Genomic DNA, 16,665 nt, shown 5'->3' with positions numbered 1-16,665 from the left:
TAAGCTATGAATAAGGTAAAAGCTATTTGGGGAAGCGTTAAGTTTATTCTTTTGCCCTTATTTCTTTTTGCAAGCATCTCATTTTCTCAAAATTTTAAATTCTTCCAAATCTTTAGCGATAAGGCGGTGGTGCAATATGATCTGCAAGGTAATCCAAACATTTTGACTTATTCTTATTCTACCTATGATACCGCTTTTTATTTTTATCTTATCCGCTATGAGAATGGAAATTTTAAAACCCCGGTTTATGTTGGCAAAGCGTATAGCCCAATGAATTATTTAGCTAATCTTGATTTTGATTTTGATACATCTGGGGTGGCTCATATTGCTGCCGTTGTCTGGGATTCTGATCCGAATCATGCCACGAAAGCATCATTTTTTTATCTTAACTCGCAAACGAAAGAGGCGGTTTTTCTCTATGAATTCAATATATCGTCGTATTTTCTTAATTCATCAGCTCAGGTTATAAGAACTCTTGATAATAAAATTGTTGTTAACTTTCTAGTTTGGGCAACGTGGAGTTTTAAACCAATTGGAAACCTTGTTTGGTGTCAATTATTTAATCCGCCTTCAAACATGTCCGCAACGATTGATACAGTGCCGGCTTCTGGAAATGTTTTCTTAACAAATAAAAATCTGTTCATTCTGAACCAAGACTGGCGGATAACATACTTTGGTTCATCACCACAAGAAGATAGTGTGCTGGTTTATTCTTCGCTTAAAAAAGTTTATCCTGGTGGAAGAGTTGAAACTGTTTGGAATAACGAAAGTGTTCACAAACGTGATCAAGTTCCAAATAACATCTTTCGCATGCTTGTTCCCGATTACAATGATGGTGTAATTTCTTGGTTTTTGTATACAATTGAAAGTCAAGTTCCACAACTTAAAGCTTTAAAACTTGACAGAGCCGGTAATTTGCACATGGTAGATATGAATAATGTTTATAGTGTTTATAGCCGTGAACATTTACCAATAAGCACACCAGGTACAACGCCTACATATCAATATCCCGTTGTAAATGATTCAATGACTCATTACTATATGTTAAAAAGTTATAACCCGGACAGAGTTTATTTATCTGCATTTGATTTAAACAAAGCATTAATGATTCTGAGAAATCCATCCAATTCTGTTGGTTCGTCATTTCTTTATCAAGAGAATGGTAATTTCAGATACGAGTTTTTGCCGTTGTTTGTTAATATGATACCTTCTTCTTTGTTAAAGCAGGGTCATTGGGTTGACAGGGATAACAAGGTTTATATCTTCTCGCACTCCAACGATATGGAAATAGATTCAAGTCAGGGTTCAGCATATATTTATCTTTACCCGTTAAAGAATTTAGGTGATGATTATGTGATGAATTATAATTTCAGTGAAATCAAGAAAGTTCAAATTTCACCAATTCCATTTGGAAGATTAAACAAAGTTTATTTTACGGGAGCAAATAACCCGCCACTTGATAAAGACAATAGAATGAATTTTCTTATCTTTGTAACTGATTCTATTTTACCACCACCTTACGGAATTGATCTCGGAAGGCTTTATCTTTTGAAGGAAACTTCAACAGGCGGTTGGGAAACTTATTTGATTTCAAGTGATACAATAGATGTTGTGAACGCAGATCATACTGCTTTCACAATAGATTTAAATGGCGTTGTTCATGTTGTTTATTCTTATAAAAGCAAGATATTTTACACGAATAATGAAGGTGGTTCTTTCAAACCTGCGATAATCGTTGATAGCACTTACATCAATCAAAACATCACGGTAAAAGCTGTAAACAGCGCTCTTGTTTATATTTATGGATGGAATCCAAGCGGAAATGATTATTACTATTATGGAAATTACGCATCTGGCTTTAGGAAGTCAAGTAGATTTTACAATGGGGTTCAGTATCTTGAAATTGACAATAATAGTAATCTTTATTTGATCCAAGGTCCAGTTATATATTCAGATGGTCAAGGATTCCAAATTGTTAAGTTGTATCGTGATTCTTTGTTAATTTTCGGAAGAACATTTTTCAAGTACACCAGAAATTCGCCAGAGGATCCAGGTTTATTTTTCTCCCGAGGGAAAGATGGCTTGTTGCATTTGCTTTTGTCATTTAATGGAAAAATTTACTATTGGAACTCGGGTGATGCTTTTACTGCGAGAACTGAATATGATTATTCAAATCTTGTAGAGTCAACACGCGGATTAACATGCTCAATAAATGGTTTTGTAAATGAGAGAGAAAGAAAAATTTATTTACTTATGTCGTCTTCGCTTGGAGCACAGATTTTAGGCTGGATACCTTATATTGCAACATCTATTGAGGCCAGTGAGGAATTATTACCTTCTGATTTTGCGCTTCATCAAAATTATCCGAATCCGTTTAATCCGACAACGATGATAAGTTTTGAGTTACCGTTGAAATCATCGGTTGAGATTTCAATTTACGATGTTCTCGGTCGCAAGGTTAAAAGTTTGGTTGATGATATAAGAGATGCTGGAAAATATCGGATTCAAGTTGATATGTCTGGCTATGCAAGTGGTGTTTATTTTTATCGCATAATTGCAAAGCCAATTAGCGGTGGGAATGAATTTATTTCCGTCAGAAAGATGCTTCTTGTCAAATAAAACTTTTTACCTCCCCACTTTTGGGGAGCTTTTTTATTTTAAATCTTGAAGGGAAATTGCAGGGGGTTGGTTTTTGCATCTTAAAGTTTGCTCCATTTGAATCGTGCAAATGAAAAGTTTGACTTTTTGATTTTCATTTGTTATATTTACTTTGTAATACAAAGTAATTTGTAAAACAAAATTTAAGATGAAAAAATGCAGAAAGAATTTGAGCGTTCCGAGGCGCAAGAATCACTTCTTTCAATTGTGGAAGCGTTCAGACAAATGAGAACAGTTTTGGCAAGGCAGAGAGTTGGAAATTATTTGATTTTGTGGGGACTGGTTGATTTCGCTGGTTATATATTGACTGAAATTTTGAGGGATTTTGGGAAGTATGAGTTCATCAACTTTTCTTGGATGGTTCTTATAGGTTTTGGGTTAATTGGAACTTTTGTTATAACGCTGAAAATGATTAAGAGAACAAGGGCTTACTTCCCAGAAGGTTTTTATATCGGGTTGATTTGGCTTTCGCTGGTGCTTTACGGTTTGATAATCTGGGCAATAATTAAGATGGGTGAAACAAGGTTAAGTGAAATACAGGTTTCTCTTTTGTGGTTAAATTTTGCGATGCTTGGATTTGTTTTGATAGGAATTTTTCTCGGCGTGGAGATTGCTGTTATCGGAGTTGCAGTTTCAGTGTTTTCAATTTTAAGTGCTGTGTTTTTATCCGAATTTTTCAATATCTCAATGGCTTTGCTCTGTTTGCTCGCTTTTGTCGGGGGTGGGTTATACATCAATAAAAAATGGGATATTAAAAAATGAAAGTTGAAATTGACGAAATAATTCATCAACCGACGAGAACAAAAATAATGGCGTCGCTTTATGCTCTGGGTGAGGGTGAGGAAGTTGAATTTTCGGTGTTGAGGGATACACTTAAATTATCTGACGGAAATCTTTCATCGCATCTTTCTAAACTTGAAGAAGCTGGATATGTTAGAATAAGGAAAACTTTTGAAGGTAAAAGACCAAAAACTTATATTTCGCTTACTCAAAAGGGAAAAAGGTCTTTTGAAAACTATGTTAGAACTTTAAAAAATGTGCTTGAAATAAAGTGAAAAAATAAAAGGGTGGATAAAAAATGAGGAAAGCAATTTTATTGGTAATGCCGATTTTAATCTCTTTAAATTTCTTAACATTCGCTCAAGAGTTGAAAACTTTTGGCGGTGCTGGTTATTTTGCAGTAGGGTTAAATTTTTTGAACATCAAAGATTTAAATCATGTTTTAAAACAAAATGGATATGCTGAATTTTCAAGAGGTTTTATTACTATGGGCGGAGCAGGGTATGGTCAAATTGGAAAGTTTTTAATTGGCGGTGAAGGTATGAGAATTTTACAAAAGAAGAAAGAAAGTAATGACAAAAATTTAACGCTTGCTGGGGGCTATGGAATGTTTAAACTCGGGTATGTTTTGTTTCGGAAAAGTAATTTGTTTGTCTATCCATACGCTGGGATAGGTGGAGGCGGAGTGAATTTAAAAATTTTTGAGAATAAGGTTGTAAACTTTAATGATGCGGTCGCAAATCCGAAAAAAGTTTTTGATGCGGTGAACTCAAATTTGATATTTGATGCTGGAATTTCTGGAGAATATAGGTTCGGTAGACATGGTGGTTTTATGTTTGGAATTAAAGCAGGCTATCTTTTCTCGCCAGTTGTTGGTGATTGGAAAATGGCTGGTGAGGTGGGGATGTCAAATGGACCAAAAGTTGGTGTTGATGGCTTTTACATTCAAATTATGCTTGGAGGATTTGGTTTTGGTAAAATTGAAAGAAAGCGTTAATTTTTTCGTGAAACAGATAATTTTTAGTTTCGTCTAATAAAATTGAAAAATTTTAAAAAATAAAAAGTCAGGTGGAAGTTATGAGGAAGTTATTTTTTGTTCTTTTGTTTTTATCGGGATTTGTTTTTGCGCAGACGAAGAAAACGCTTACGCTTTCGGAATGTATTTTGATAGCGCTTGAAAACAACACTACGATAAAACAAGCTGAATACACGGTTCAATCTCAATCTGCGAGCGTTATGCAGTCATACGGAATTTTTCTTCCGAATTTAAATCTTTCGGGTAACTGGAACAGAACACAGCGTGAGTCGGATTTGACCTTTATTCCGGGGCTTGGGACAGTGCCTTTCAGAACGCAGCAAATTTTGAATTCTTTTTCAACGACCGCAAGCACAAGCATAATACTTTTCAATGGATTTGCAAATTTCGGCTCGGTAAATAGAGCAAAGGCGAATTATCTTTCTGCGGATTACAATTTTAAGCGAACTCGTCAATCGGTTATTTTTCAGACATATCAGCTTTATTTGAATGTTTTAAGAAATAAACAGTTGTTGAAAGTTGCCGAGGACAATTTAAAAAGAAGTCAAAGACAGCTTGAAAGGATTCTTGAGGCAAATCGTGTTGGCTCTGTTTCGCTTGCGGATGTTTATAAACAGGAAGTTCAAGTTGGCAATGACGAATTAAACCTCATAAGAGCACAGGCAAATTATGATAAAGCAAAGGCAGATTTGCTTGTTTATTTAGGGTTGATTCCATCAGATGATTATGAGTTTGATGATCCTTCAATAAAGATGGAAATTGACACGACGGAATTTAGCGCATTAAAGGAGCAAGTTAAAAATCTTGATGTTTTGATTTCAAAGGCGATTGACACAAGACCGGATTATAAAGGTGCGGTTGCAAGTTTAAATGCTGCAAAATCCGGCGTCACAGTTGCTATGTCCGGGTATATGCCTACAATTTCCGCTTCCGCAAGTTATAATTTTAATAGCAATGAATTTTCAACATTGACGAAGAATCGCTCAATTGGTTGGGGAATTAACATAAGTTTTCCGATTTTTGACAGATTGCAGTTGCAAACGCAGGTTCAGCAGGCGAAGATAAATGTTAAGAATGCTGAAGTTCAACTTGAGCAGACGAAAAGGCAGATAACCGCAGATGTTAAGAAAGCAATTCTTGATCTTGAATCGGCGATGAAGCAGCTTGAGGTTGCAGAAAGACAGGTTAAATCCGCAGAACTTGATTTAAAGACAGCGGAAGAGAAATATAACATTGGAGCTGGAACTTTGCTTGATCTTTTGATAGCAACAGCAAATTATACAACTGCTGTGAGTTCAAGAGTGAATGCGATTTATGATTACATTGTCGCAAAGACACAGCTTCAATATGCACTTGGAGAACTTGATGTTGAGTGATGTAACCGTAGCACATTCAAATTCGTATTTCAAAATAAAAAATTTTTAATTGGACATGGCAAACAACAACAGAAGAAAAAGAAAAAGGATAATTGTTCTTGGAGGGATTTTGCTTCTGATCCTTGTTTCAATCATTGTTGCGCTATTAAGTGGTGGAAGAGAGAGAGTCGTCACAGTTCAGGTTGAGAAAGTTCAAAGAAGAGACATTACGCAAATTGTAACTGGCACGGGTAAAATTCAGCCAGAGGTTGAGGTCAAGATAAGTGCGGAGGTAAGTGGTGAGATAATTGAGATGCCCGTTAAGGTTGGTCAAAGAGTCAAGAAAGGGCAATTGCTTGTTAAGATAAAGCCAGATTTTTACATCGCGAGAAAAGAGGCGATGGAAGCGAATTTGAAATCGGCGATGGCTCAACTTGAAATTGCAAAGGCAAATCTTTCAAAGGCGGAGTCAGAATTTAAAAGGGCCGAAGAACTTTACAGCAAAAAGTTAATTTCAGATGCTGAATATGAAAACGCAAGGACGAATTACAACATAGCAAAGGCACAATATGCTTCTGCGAATTCTGCTGTTGAGCAAGCGAGAGCATCACTTAAACAAGCACAAGAAGACCTTGCTAAAACGGTTATTTATTCACCGATTGACGGAGTTGTAACTCAGCTTAACGCTGAGGTTGGAGAAAGAGTTGTCGGGACAAGTCAAATGGCTGGGACAGTGATTATGGTTGTTGCGGATTTGTCAAAGATGGAAGCAAGGGTTGATGTAAGCGAGGTTGATGTTGTCCATGTTTCAATTGGTGATACCGCAATTCTTTCAGTTGATGCTTTTCCGGAGAGAAAAATTAAAGGTGTGGTTTATGAAATTTCAAACGCAGCAAAAACAAGAGGACTTGGGACGCAGGAAGAAGTTGTAAATTTTGAGGTGAAAATAAGAATTCTTGACAAAGATATTCAACTTCGCCCCGGTATGTCTGTCACGGCTGATATCATAACTGAAAAAAGATACAATGTGATTGCTGTTCCAATACAGGCGGTTACAGTAAGAACAGTCAAGAAAAATAAACTCGTTGTAAATCCATCTTCTGATTCTCAGGATGAGAAAAAGAATATGAAAGATGATATGGTTGAAGTTGTTTTCGTGGTTGAAAATGGCGTTGCGAAGATGGTTCCGGTAAAGCGTGGAATTAGCGGTGAAATTTATGTTGAAATAGTTGAAGGATTAAAAGGCGATGAAGAAATTGTCGTTGGGAGTTTTAGAGCGATTAACAGAGAACTTGAAGATGGGGTTAAAGTTAGAGTTTTGAAAGAGAAAACAAAAACAAAATCATAAATGGAGAAATGAAGATGCCTTTAATAAAACTTGAAAATGTAGTAAAAATTTATGACCTTGGAGCGGAAAAAGTCCATGCTTTGCGTGGAATAAATCTTGAAATTGAAAAAGGTGAATATGTTGCAATAATGGGACCATCTGGCTCGGGGAAATCAACTTTGATGAATATAATTGGTTGTCTTGACACTCCGACATCTGGAAGATATTTTTTGAACGGCGTTAATGTGAGCGAGCTTGATGATAATGAACTTGCGAGGATAAGGAACAAGGAGATAGGATTTGTTTTTCAAACATTTAATCTTTTGCCACGTGCAGATGCTCTTCATAATGTTGAACTTCCTTTGATTTATGCAGGTATTCCGGGTGATTTAAGAAAAAAACTTGCTCGTGAGGCACTTGAACAAGTTGGACTTGGAGATAGATTACATCATAAACCAAATGAATTATCCGGAGGTCAGAGACAAAGAGTTGCAATTGCCCGTGCGCTTGTGAATAAACCTTCAATAATTCTTGCTGATGAGCCAACCGGAAACCTTGATACAAAGACAGGAAGTGAAATTCTTGCCTTGTTTGACGAATTGCACGCAAAGGGTAATACAATAATCATTGTCACACACGAGCCGGATGTCGCAAGACATGCACATAGAATCATAAGGATAAGAGATGGAATGATTGAGAGTGATGAAAAAGTCGTTGACAGGATAATAGCGCAAAAAGGATAAATAAAAGAAACTTTTCGCAATGAAATTTTCGCTTTATCTAAAAGAAAGTTTTAAAGTCGCACTTCAATCAATACTTGCGCATAAACTTCGTTCTTCTCTAACCACGCTTGGCATTATAATTGGAATCGTTTCAGTCACATTGATGAATATGACGATTGAAGGATTAAGAGGAGCGTTTGAGAGAAGTATTTCAGCAATTGGAGCAGATGTGCTTTATGTTCAAAAATGGCCATGGTTTGCTGGCGAAGATTGGTGGAAATATAGAAACAGGCGTGAGATTCAGATTAAATTTGCAAGTGAGATAAAAGAAAGATCAACTTATGCATTAGCAGTTGCACCAACAATCTTTGCATCGTCAACTGTAAGATACGGAAGTAATGTGCTTGAAAACATACCTGTAATTGGGACAACCGAGGAATTTATTTACACATCTGGAATGGCGATTGAATCAGGTAGATTTATGACCGAAGTTGAAGTAAAAGCGGAAAGACCTGTTTGTGTGATTGGTGCGGAGATAGCGGAAAAACTTTTTACTAACATTAATCCAATTGGAAAAGAAATTAAAATTGCAGGGAGAACATTTAGAGTTGTTGGTGTTTTTGAGAAGCAAGGGAAATTTCTTGGCATTGAGTCGCTTGATGACAGAGTTTATATTCCAGTTGGGCAGTTTGTGAGAATGTTTCCGTGGAGGTTTGGTGCGTCAATTGCTGTTAAAGTCAAAGATATAAACGAGATAGAGGAAGCAAGAGAAGAATTGAGAGGGATAATGCGAGCATTGAGAAGATTAAAACCGTGGGAGGAAGATGATTTTGCGATAAATAGACAGGAATTGTTATTAAACGCTTATAATCAAACGGTTGGGGTAATAGGAACGGTTGGGATTGGGATTACTATCTTATCTTTGATCGTTGGTGGGATTGGCATTATGAACATAATGTTTGTATCTGTTAAGGAAAGAACAAAAGAAATAGGGATACGGAAAGCGGTTGGAGCAACGCAAAGAGCAATTCTTTTGCAATTTCTAATTGAAGCGATTTTGATCGGTCTTCTTGGCGGAATTATAGGTTTGATTTTTGCCATTTTGCTTGGGTTTGTGGTTGATCAGGTCATACCGACTTCGCTTCCGTTGTGGGTTGCTTTTATGGCGATTTTAATTTCAATTTTTGTCGGCGTTGTTTCTGGATTTATACCTGCTTACAAAGCGTCAAAAGTTGATCCAGTTGAATCATTAAGATACGAATAAAACAAAATTTTCAATTTCAAATGCCATCAAGCGGTTGGAAAATTCTCTGGTTTGAGACAATTGAGAGTTTGAATATGGTGTGGGATTCAATTAAAGCGAACAAGTTAAGATCGTTTTTAACTTTGCTTGGAATAGTTGTTGGAGTTTTTTCAATAATAGTTGTGATGACGGGTGTAAAAGTTCTTCAAAAGAGCGTTGAAAGTTCTTTAAGTTTTCTTGGTTCAAATACATTTCAAATCCAAAAATATCCTGCCGTTAATATTGGTGGTCGCAGAGCCTGGGCTAAATACAGAAATAGGAAAGATATAACTTATGAACAAGCAATGTTTGTCGTTCAGAATGCGACCTTACCAGAAATTGTCGCAATTGAAGGGGTAACAGGGCCTAAAATCGTTCAATATCGTGATGTCAAGACAAATCCGAATATCTTCATTTATGGAGTAATGCCCGGAAGTTTCATCGCAAACGATTGGGTTATTTCAGAAGGCAGAGCATTTTTTGATGATGACCTTGAGTTTTCAAGATTTATTGCAGTTCTTGGAGCAAATGTTGCAAAGAAACTTTTCCCGAATACCGATCCAGTTGGAAAAAAGATTAAAATTGATGGTTATGATTTTACCGTTGTTGGTGTCATAAAAGAGAAGGGCGGGTTATTTGGAAGTAGCGTTGATAATTTTGTTGCAATTCCTTTGACAACTTTTTTGAATTTATATGGCAAGGATAGAAGTTTATCAATCCTTGTTAAGGCGAAAAGTCAGGAACTTTACGATGCGACGGTTGAGGAAGTAACTTCGCTTTTGAGAGTTGCGAGAAAAGTTCCACCAGGTGCTGAAAACGATTTTGAGATTTTTTCAAATGAAACACTTATAAAACAATTTAACGACTTAACATTTGCTTTAAGAGTCGGTGCTTTTGTTGTGAGTTTGATTGCACTTATTGCAGCAGGCGTTGGAATAATGAACATAATGCTTGTTTCTGTGACGGAAAGAACCCGTGAAATAGGGATAAGAAAAGCTGTTGGGGCTACTAAAAGAAACATTTTAACTCAATTTTTATTTGAAGCGGTTGCATTGAGTCAGTTCGGTGGAATAATCGGAATAATTCTTGGGGTAATAGGTGGCAATGTTCTTGCGCTTATATTGAAAGTTTCTCCGTTGATACCTTATGATTGGGTTGTTATCGGATTTTTAATTTGTTCTTTTGTTGGGATAGTTTTCGGAGTTTATCCAGCGTGGAAAGCAGCAAGCGTTGACCCAGTTGAGTCGTTGAGGTATGAGTGATTTATTTTTTGAGCGTGATTGAGCTTGAGAATCCGATATTTATTTCGTTTACTTTCTTACCCGACCAAAGTTCAACTCCGCTTCTGAATTTTATAAATAAGTGATGCTGAGGGAAAAGCAAAATATACGGGACATTCATCGCATTCCCAAGCCAAAGTGATATTTCAATTCCCGATGCTGAAAAATTTTTGAAGTTCGTCCAGAAGAAAAAACCCATTGAAGTGCCAACGCCAAAAATCCCAGCTTGTCCAAATCTTTTCAACGCCACATCTTTGTTTAAGCCCAATAAAAATCTACTTTTGAAATTTTTAATCAAAGAAAATTGAAAGATGAATCTATAATCCGAAAATCTAAACCTTGTTGAATCTCCAAATCCAATTGATGTCTCAAACCCAAAACCGTGATAAAAGTTTTCATCTTTTTGAATTAAAACATACGACGGCGGGGATAAACTTAACAAAACAAGTCCCGTTGTAAATGGAATTCCTATAACAGCAGATGTTATGAGAAAAATTTTCCCAAATGTTATCTCGGAATTTGAAGTGTCAATTTCAATTGGCTTTGATATTTCAACAGTATCTATCTCAATAGTTTGAGCGTTCAAAGTTTGAAGCAAAGACAAAAGAATTAACGCAAAGCAAAATTTTCTCATCAATAAAAGCGTTAATTTAGATTTTTACAGTTCAGTTATCAATTTGTCAAATTCTTCAACGCTTAAAGCCGGCGCAGTTTTAAACGATATGTTTGTCAATTTGGATAAAGCAATTGATGCTTTCATCGCTTCAGAATTTCCGGGAAATTCAGCAATTATCACAAGGTCAATCTCACCAAACAATGCATAGATTTCTTTGACTTTGCCTCCAAACTTTTCAATCAGTTTGTTTGCTTCTGCTGTTCTTTCAGGGGACATTCCTTTCATTGCTTCGTGTGTATATTTTCCGAAGAGAAAATAAGTCGCCATTTTTAAACCTCCTTTTTTTAGAAATTTATCAATTGACCGCTTAATTTCAAAAGATTTATTTCGGCGACCTTCGCTTGATAAAGTGCTGAAATCAAACGGCTTTCAGCATCAATGTATGTTTTTTGTGCTTCTCTTAATTCAAGCGGAGTTAGAACCCCAAGACGATACCTTTCAATTGCGATCTCAACATTTTCACGGGCTATTTCAAGATTTTCTTTTTCAAGTTCAATTAACCGCAAACTCGTTTTATAACTCTCATAAAGTTTCAAAAGTTGTGCTTCAATGTTGTTTTTGACCTGTTCATATCTTATCTCGGAGTTTAAAACTTCAAATTGAGAGTTTTCATATTCTCTGACGCTGTTGAATCCGTTGAAAATGTTGAATGAAAAATTTAATCCGTAATTAAATCCAAGATTCTGGTTTAATGCGATGAAACCTGCTTGCGAGTTTGAGCGAGTGAAGTTGTAGCCGATAAAGAAATTAATTTTTGGGAGAAATCTTGATTTTATCCCGTTGAAATTTAACTTTGCTATTTCTTTGTTTGCCTTTGCAATGAGCATAGAACGATTATTTTCAAACGCTTTCGCTCTCAATTCATCAAACGAAAGATTTTTAAGATTAATTGTATCCGAAATATCAAAGTCAATGTTTGGATTTCGCCCAAGAAGAAGGTTTAAATTAACTTTTGCATTTTTTAATTCAATTTCCTGTCTCAAAAGAGAATTTTGATCTGCATTCAAATCCGCTTTTGCTTGTAGAAGTTCAGTTTTTGAACCAGTTCCAACTTTATATTTTTCTTCCGCTATTTTGACACGCTGTTCGGAGATTGCTATGTTTTCTTTTAAAGTTTTCAAAATTTCCTTTTGTCTTAAAATGTCATAGTAAGCCAGCATAACATTTGCAATGATGTCTTCAGATGTTGCAAGAGTTGAAGTTTGAGCCAGTTCTTTTGTCTCTTTGAGTTTTCTGTAATTGTTGTAATTTGCGAATCCGTCAAAAATTGTCCAGTTCAATGTAACACCAAGATTTAAAGAGTTTGACAACGCACCTGTTCTATTTATTGATCTTCCGTCGAAGTATTCTTGTCTTGTATTGTTGGAACTTTTCGTATAGCCCGAACTTACATCAATTGTCGGCAGAAATCCAGCATTGCCAAGTGAGTAATTGTTTAAAGCGATTTCAAATGTATTTTTTGAAATTTTTATATCGTGATTGTTTTTCAACGCAAGATTTATCGCTTCTTCAAGTGTGAGGATTTCTTGGGCGTTTGCAAGTGAAAGAAGAATTAAAATTCCGAAGATAAACTTTTTCATATCTTGCGAAAAATTTTGTTTTACTTTGCAACTTGTTTTATCTCATCGCTTTCAGCGTTTTCAACCTTTGCAAGTTCAATTTCAGATGGTTTCTCTTCAATTTGAATTGTTTCCTTTCTCTCTTTTGAAAGGTAGGAATAAATCGCTGGTATAACATAGAGTGTTAAGATGGTTGAGAATAGCATCCCGCCTATTACAGCTATACCCATTGATTTTCGGCTTTCAGCTCCAGCACCGAGAGCAAGTGCTACTGGGACGAAGGCGAGGATAGTTGTCAAGCTTGTCATAAGTATTGGTCTAAAACGTTGCGCAGCTGCATCTTTTACTGCTTCAATTTTTGAAAGTCCCATTGCTTTTCTTTGATTTGCAAATTCAACGATTAAAATTCCATTTTTCGTGACAAGACCAACGAGCATAATTTGTCCGATTTGACTGAATATGTTGAGCGTTTGATTAAAATACCAGAGTGAGAAAAGAGCACCTGCAAGAGCAAGTGGAACTGTGAACATTATTATAAGCGGGTCAAGGAAACTTTCAAATTGTCCTGCAAGAACAAGATAAGTTAAGATAAGGGCAAGAAACATAACGAAAGCCAAACTTGATGAACTTTCTGCGTAATCTCTTGATGGACCGCTTAGGTCAGTTGAAAATGTTTCATCAAGAACTTTGTTTGCAACCTCTTCCATTGCTTTAATTCCATCTCCGATAGTTTTTCCGGGGGCAAGTCCTGCGGAGACAGTTGCGGAGATATAACGATTAAATCTATAAAGTTGAGGCGGATTTGCTTCTTCTTCCGTAGTTATCAAATTGTCAAGCTGAATTAATTTCCCTTCATTGTTTCTGACATAAATTGATTTCAAATCCGCCGGTTTTTCGGCATTTTCTTTTAGAATTGAGCCGATAACCTGATATTGTTTTCCACCGATTGTGAAAAATCCCCAGCGTTGTTCGCTGTAAGCAAGCTGGAGGGTTTGAGCAACATCTGCGACTGAGACGCCAAGTGCCTTTGCTCGTTCACGATTTACTTTGACTTTTAATTCAGGTTTGTTGAATTTAAGATCAACATCAACGATTGTAAATTCTGGGCGTTTGCTTGCCTCATCAAGAAATTTTGGAAGGAATTGTTTTAACTTTTCAAAGTTTGGTGCTTGAATTACGAATTGAACCGGGAGACCACCCCTTGCGACGCCAATGCTTTGATCCTGTGTGACAAACGCTCTAATTCCCGTTAATTGTCTCAATTTTTTTGACAAATCGTCAGCAATTTCCTGCTGACTTCTTTGTCTTTTATCTCGCTCTGTTAATCTAATTCGCATAAAACCAGTATTTGCACCTGTTCCTCTCCATGTTGGTGAAGTTATTGAGAAAATTGCTTCAGCTTCTGGGACATTTGTCTCTACAAGTTGCAAAAGTTCATCCATATATTTGCTCATTTGATAATATGATGTTCCCTCTGGAGCAGTTGCATTTATACTTAACATTCCTCTGTCTTCAAGTGGTGCAAGCTCGGAAGACAAATTAAGTCCAAAGACGACAATCGCTATTGCTGCGATGCCCATTATCACAAACGCAAGCCATCTTTTTTCCATAAATTTTTCAAGCGATGCTCTGTAAAGATTCATCAATTTTTTGAAAAATGGCTCGGTCTTTAAATAAAATTTTGAATGTTCTCTTTTCAAAAATTTTACGCTCAACATTGGTGAAAGAGTTAAAGCGACGAAAGATGATATGATAACCGAACCAGCAATTACAACTCCAAATTCACGGAACAATTTTCCTGTGAAACCTTGAATAAAAATAACTGGCATGAAAACTGCAACAAGCGCAATCGTTGTTGCTATTACCGCAAAGAATATCTCTTTTGTTCCTCTTATGCCAGCTTCGTATGGATTGAGCCCTCTTTCAATTTTTGAATAAATGTTTTCAAGCACGACAATTGCATCGTCAACGACCATACCAATTGCGAGAACAATCCCGAGAAGAGTAAGCACATTGATTGAGAAATTTGCAAGATACATTATGAAAAATGCACCTATCAATGAAACTGGGATCGCAAGTATTGGGATAAGTGTTGCTCTCCATTCACGAAGGAAAAAGAAAATAATAACCACGACAAGACCAAATGCGATAAAAATTGTTTCTCTTACTTCTGAAACCGATTGTTTTATGTATTTTGTTGTGTCAAAGCCAATTCCAAGTTGTATATCTTCTGGGATTTCTTTTTTGATTTGTTCAATTCTTTTATAAAATTCGTTTGCGATGTTTATGTGATTTGCTCCGGGCTGTGGAACAATCGCAACGCCAACTTGCGGAATTCCACCCTTACCTTTCATTATTGTTCTTATATTTTCAGGTGCAAGTTCAGCATAGCCAATGTCTCTTAATCTTATGATTTTGCCTTCCGATTCTTTTATGATTAAGTTATTGAATTCTTCTGGAGTTTGAAGGCGACCGATTGTTCTAATTGTCAATTCTGTTGTTCTTCCTTCAATACGCCCAGCGGGGAGTTCAACATTTTCTCTTAAAAGCGCATTTCTAACATCAATTGGAGTTAGATGATATGCAGCAAGTTTGACAGGATCCATCCATATTCTCATTGAGTATTTTTTCTCGCCCCAGATTCGTATTTCGCTCACACCCGGGATTGTCTGCAATCGTTCTTTGAAAATGTTATTTGCTATATCCGTTAATTCAAGCAAACTTCTTTTATCACTTTGAACAGTCAAAACTATGATAGGGAAAGCGTTGGCGTCTGATTTTTGAACTATCGGCGGATCAACATCTGGTGGGAGTAAACGCATCGCTCTTGAAACTCTATCTCTGACATCATTTGCAGCTGCTTCAAGGTCTTGATCAACTGTAAATTCAACCCTTATCGTGCTCATCCCATAACTGCTTACTGATGTTAAAGTTCTTATCCCTGCGATACCACTTATTGATTCTTCAAGTGGCTCTGTTATTTGTGATTCAACGATATCTGGATTTGCTCCGGGATAACTTGTTGTAACAGTTATAACTGGCGGGTCAACGGCTGGATATTCTCTTACGCCGAGATAAAAATATGATATTATTCCGAAGATCAAAATAACAAGAGACATCACAATTGAGAGAACTGGTCTCCTTATGCTAAGAGATGAAAGCCCCATAGGATCTATCTCCATTTTAGATTTTATTCAAATTGAGTTATTCTGACTTTGAAACCCGATTTAAGTTGCAGAAGCCCTGTTGTAAGAACTGTGTCTTTGCTTCTTAGACCCGATTTAATTTCAACAAATCTTTCGGTTCTTATTCCCGGCTCAACTTTTCTTTCAAAAGCTTTTCCATCGCTATAGACAAAAACTTTACTTCCTTCCGCACTTGGTATTAATGCCTCTGCCGGGATCAAAATTGCATCGGGTATTTCTTCAAGTATGACTTCAATTTCTGCGAATGCTCCGGGCAAAATCTCATAATTTTTATTTGGGAAGATTGCTCTGGCTTGAAGAGTTCTCGTTGTTGGGTCTATTTTGGGGTCAACGGCATAAATCACAGCGCTATATACTTTGTCTGAGCCCTGAACCTTGAAATTAATTTTATCCCCGACATTGACAAGTTTCATATATTTTTCCGGGATAGCAAATTCAATTTTCAAAGTGTCTATATTTTGCAAAGTTGAAATTTTCGTCGCAGGCGAGATGTAACTTCCTTCGCTTACATATCTTAAACCAATGACGCCGTCAAATGGAGCTCTTATTTCTGTTTTATCTATCCTTGCTTTTATGAGTTGAATTTCCGCTTCAAGCGTGTTAAGTTCTGTGCGTGCAATATCGTATTCCTGTCTGCTTATCGCTTCTTTCTCAAGCAACATTCTCTGCCTGAATTCTTTTTCCTCCGCAAGTTTTTTCTGATACTGAGTTTTCAAAAGTTGTGCTTGAAGTTCCGAATCATCAACTTTCACAAGTAAATCGCCCTTTTTAACCTTGCTTCCTT

At 36.4% G+C, this 16,665-nt stretch carries 14 protein-coding genes; 9 read left to right on the top strand and 5 right to left on the bottom strand.

Annotation, left to right across the window (positions count from 1 at the left end; translation table 11 throughout):
• Positions 1–6 precede the first annotated feature (6 nt).
• From AWW83_RS08060 to AWW83_RS08020, 9 genes are all read left to right on the top strand, one after another.
• A complete protein-coding gene (locus AWW83_RS08060; RefSeq protein ID WP_092350690.1) occupies positions 7–2,619 on the top strand; it encodes a T9SS type A sorting domain-containing protein in 2,613 nt (870 codons plus the stop codon).
• A 195-nt stretch (positions 2,620–2,814) separates the two neighbouring features.
• Positions 2,815–3,420, top strand: coding sequence for a hypothetical protein (locus AWW83_RS08055; protein ID WP_092350688.1), 606 nt, complete (start codon positions 2,815–2,817; stop codon positions 3,418–3,420).
• Positions 3,417–3,713 (top strand): winged helix-turn-helix domain-containing protein, encoded by a 297-nt coding sequence (locus tag AWW83_RS08050; protein ID WP_092350686.1) that lies wholly within the window; start codon positions 3,417–3,419, stop codon positions 3,711–3,713. The genes AWW83_RS08055 and AWW83_RS08050 overlap by 4 nt, the downstream gene beginning before the upstream one ends.
• 23 nt (positions 3,714–3,736) lie before the next feature.
• On the top strand, positions 3,737–4,435 hold the full coding sequence (locus tag AWW83_RS08045) for a hypothetical protein (protein ID WP_092350684.1): 699 nt from the start codon (positions 3,737–3,739) through the stop codon (positions 4,433–4,435).
• 80 nt (positions 4,436–4,515) lie between these two features.
• Positions 4,516–5,850, top strand: a complete 1,335-nt coding sequence (locus AWW83_RS08040; protein ID WP_092350682.1) for a TolC family protein — start codon at positions 4,516–4,518, stop codon at positions 5,848–5,850.
• A 55-nt stretch (positions 5,851–5,905) separates the two neighbouring features.
• Positions 5,906–7,177 carry an efflux RND transporter periplasmic adaptor subunit gene (locus AWW83_RS08035; RefSeq protein WP_092350680.1) on the top strand — a complete coding sequence of 424 codons (1,272 nt, stop codon included), beginning with the start codon at positions 5,906–5,908 and terminating at the stop codon, positions 7,175–7,177.
• A gap of 14 nt (positions 7,178–7,191) precedes the next feature.
• Positions 7,192–7,899, top strand: a complete 708-nt coding sequence (locus AWW83_RS08030; RefSeq protein WP_092350720.1) for an ABC transporter ATP-binding protein — start codon at positions 7,192–7,194, stop codon at positions 7,897–7,899.
• Between the two features lie 19 nt (positions 7,900–7,918).
• Positions 7,919–9,142: an ABC transporter permease gene (locus AWW83_RS08025; RefSeq protein ID WP_092350678.1), complete on the top strand. Its 1,224-nt coding sequence runs from the start codon at positions 7,919–7,921 to the stop codon at positions 9,140–9,142.
• Positions 9,143–9,162: 20 nt separating this feature from the next.
• A complete protein-coding gene (locus AWW83_RS08020) occupies positions 9,163–10,422 on the top strand; it encodes an ABC transporter permease (RefSeq protein ID WP_092350676.1) in 1,260 nt (419 codons plus the stop codon).
• A 1-nt stretch (position 10,423) separates the two neighbouring features.
• On the opposite strand, the gene AWW83_RS08015 is transcribed toward AWW83_RS08020, so the two are convergent.
• From AWW83_RS08015 to AWW83_RS07995, 5 genes are all read right to left on the bottom strand, one after another.
• Positions 10,424–11,074 carry a hypothetical protein gene (locus AWW83_RS08015; protein ID WP_092350674.1) on the bottom strand — a complete coding sequence of 217 codons (651 nt, stop codon included), beginning with the start codon at positions 11,072–11,074 and terminating at the stop codon, positions 10,424–10,426.
• 24 nt (positions 11,075–11,098) lie between these two features.
• Positions 11,099–11,383, bottom strand: a complete 285-nt coding sequence (locus tag AWW83_RS08010) for a GYD domain-containing protein (protein WP_092350672.1) — start codon at positions 11,381–11,383, stop codon at positions 11,099–11,101.
• Between the two features lie 17 nt (positions 11,384–11,400).
• Positions 11,401–12,696 carry a TolC family protein gene (locus tag AWW83_RS08005; protein WP_092350670.1) on the bottom strand — a complete coding sequence of 432 codons (1,296 nt, stop codon included), beginning with the start codon at positions 12,694–12,696 and terminating at the stop codon, positions 11,401–11,403.
• Positions 12,697–12,716: 20 nt separating this feature from the next.
• Positions 12,717–15,842, bottom strand: coding sequence for an efflux RND transporter permease subunit (locus AWW83_RS08000; protein ID WP_092350668.1), 3,126 nt, complete (start codon positions 15,840–15,842; stop codon positions 12,717–12,719).
• Positions 15,843–15,865: 23 nt separating this feature from the next.
• Positions 15,866–16,665 (bottom strand): efflux RND transporter periplasmic adaptor subunit (locus AWW83_RS07995; RefSeq protein ID WP_092350666.1); only part of this gene is annotated, 800 nt, incomplete at its 5' end.

The organism is Candidatus Chryseopegocella kryptomonas, from assembly GCF_001536065.1.
Taxonomy (GTDB): domain Bacteria; phylum Bacteroidota; class Ignavibacteria; order Kryptoniales; family Kryptoniaceae; genus Kryptonium; species Kryptonium kryptomonas.
Note: the sequence above shows the minus strand (reverse complement) of the source record. Positions and strands in the feature narration are given on the sequence as shown.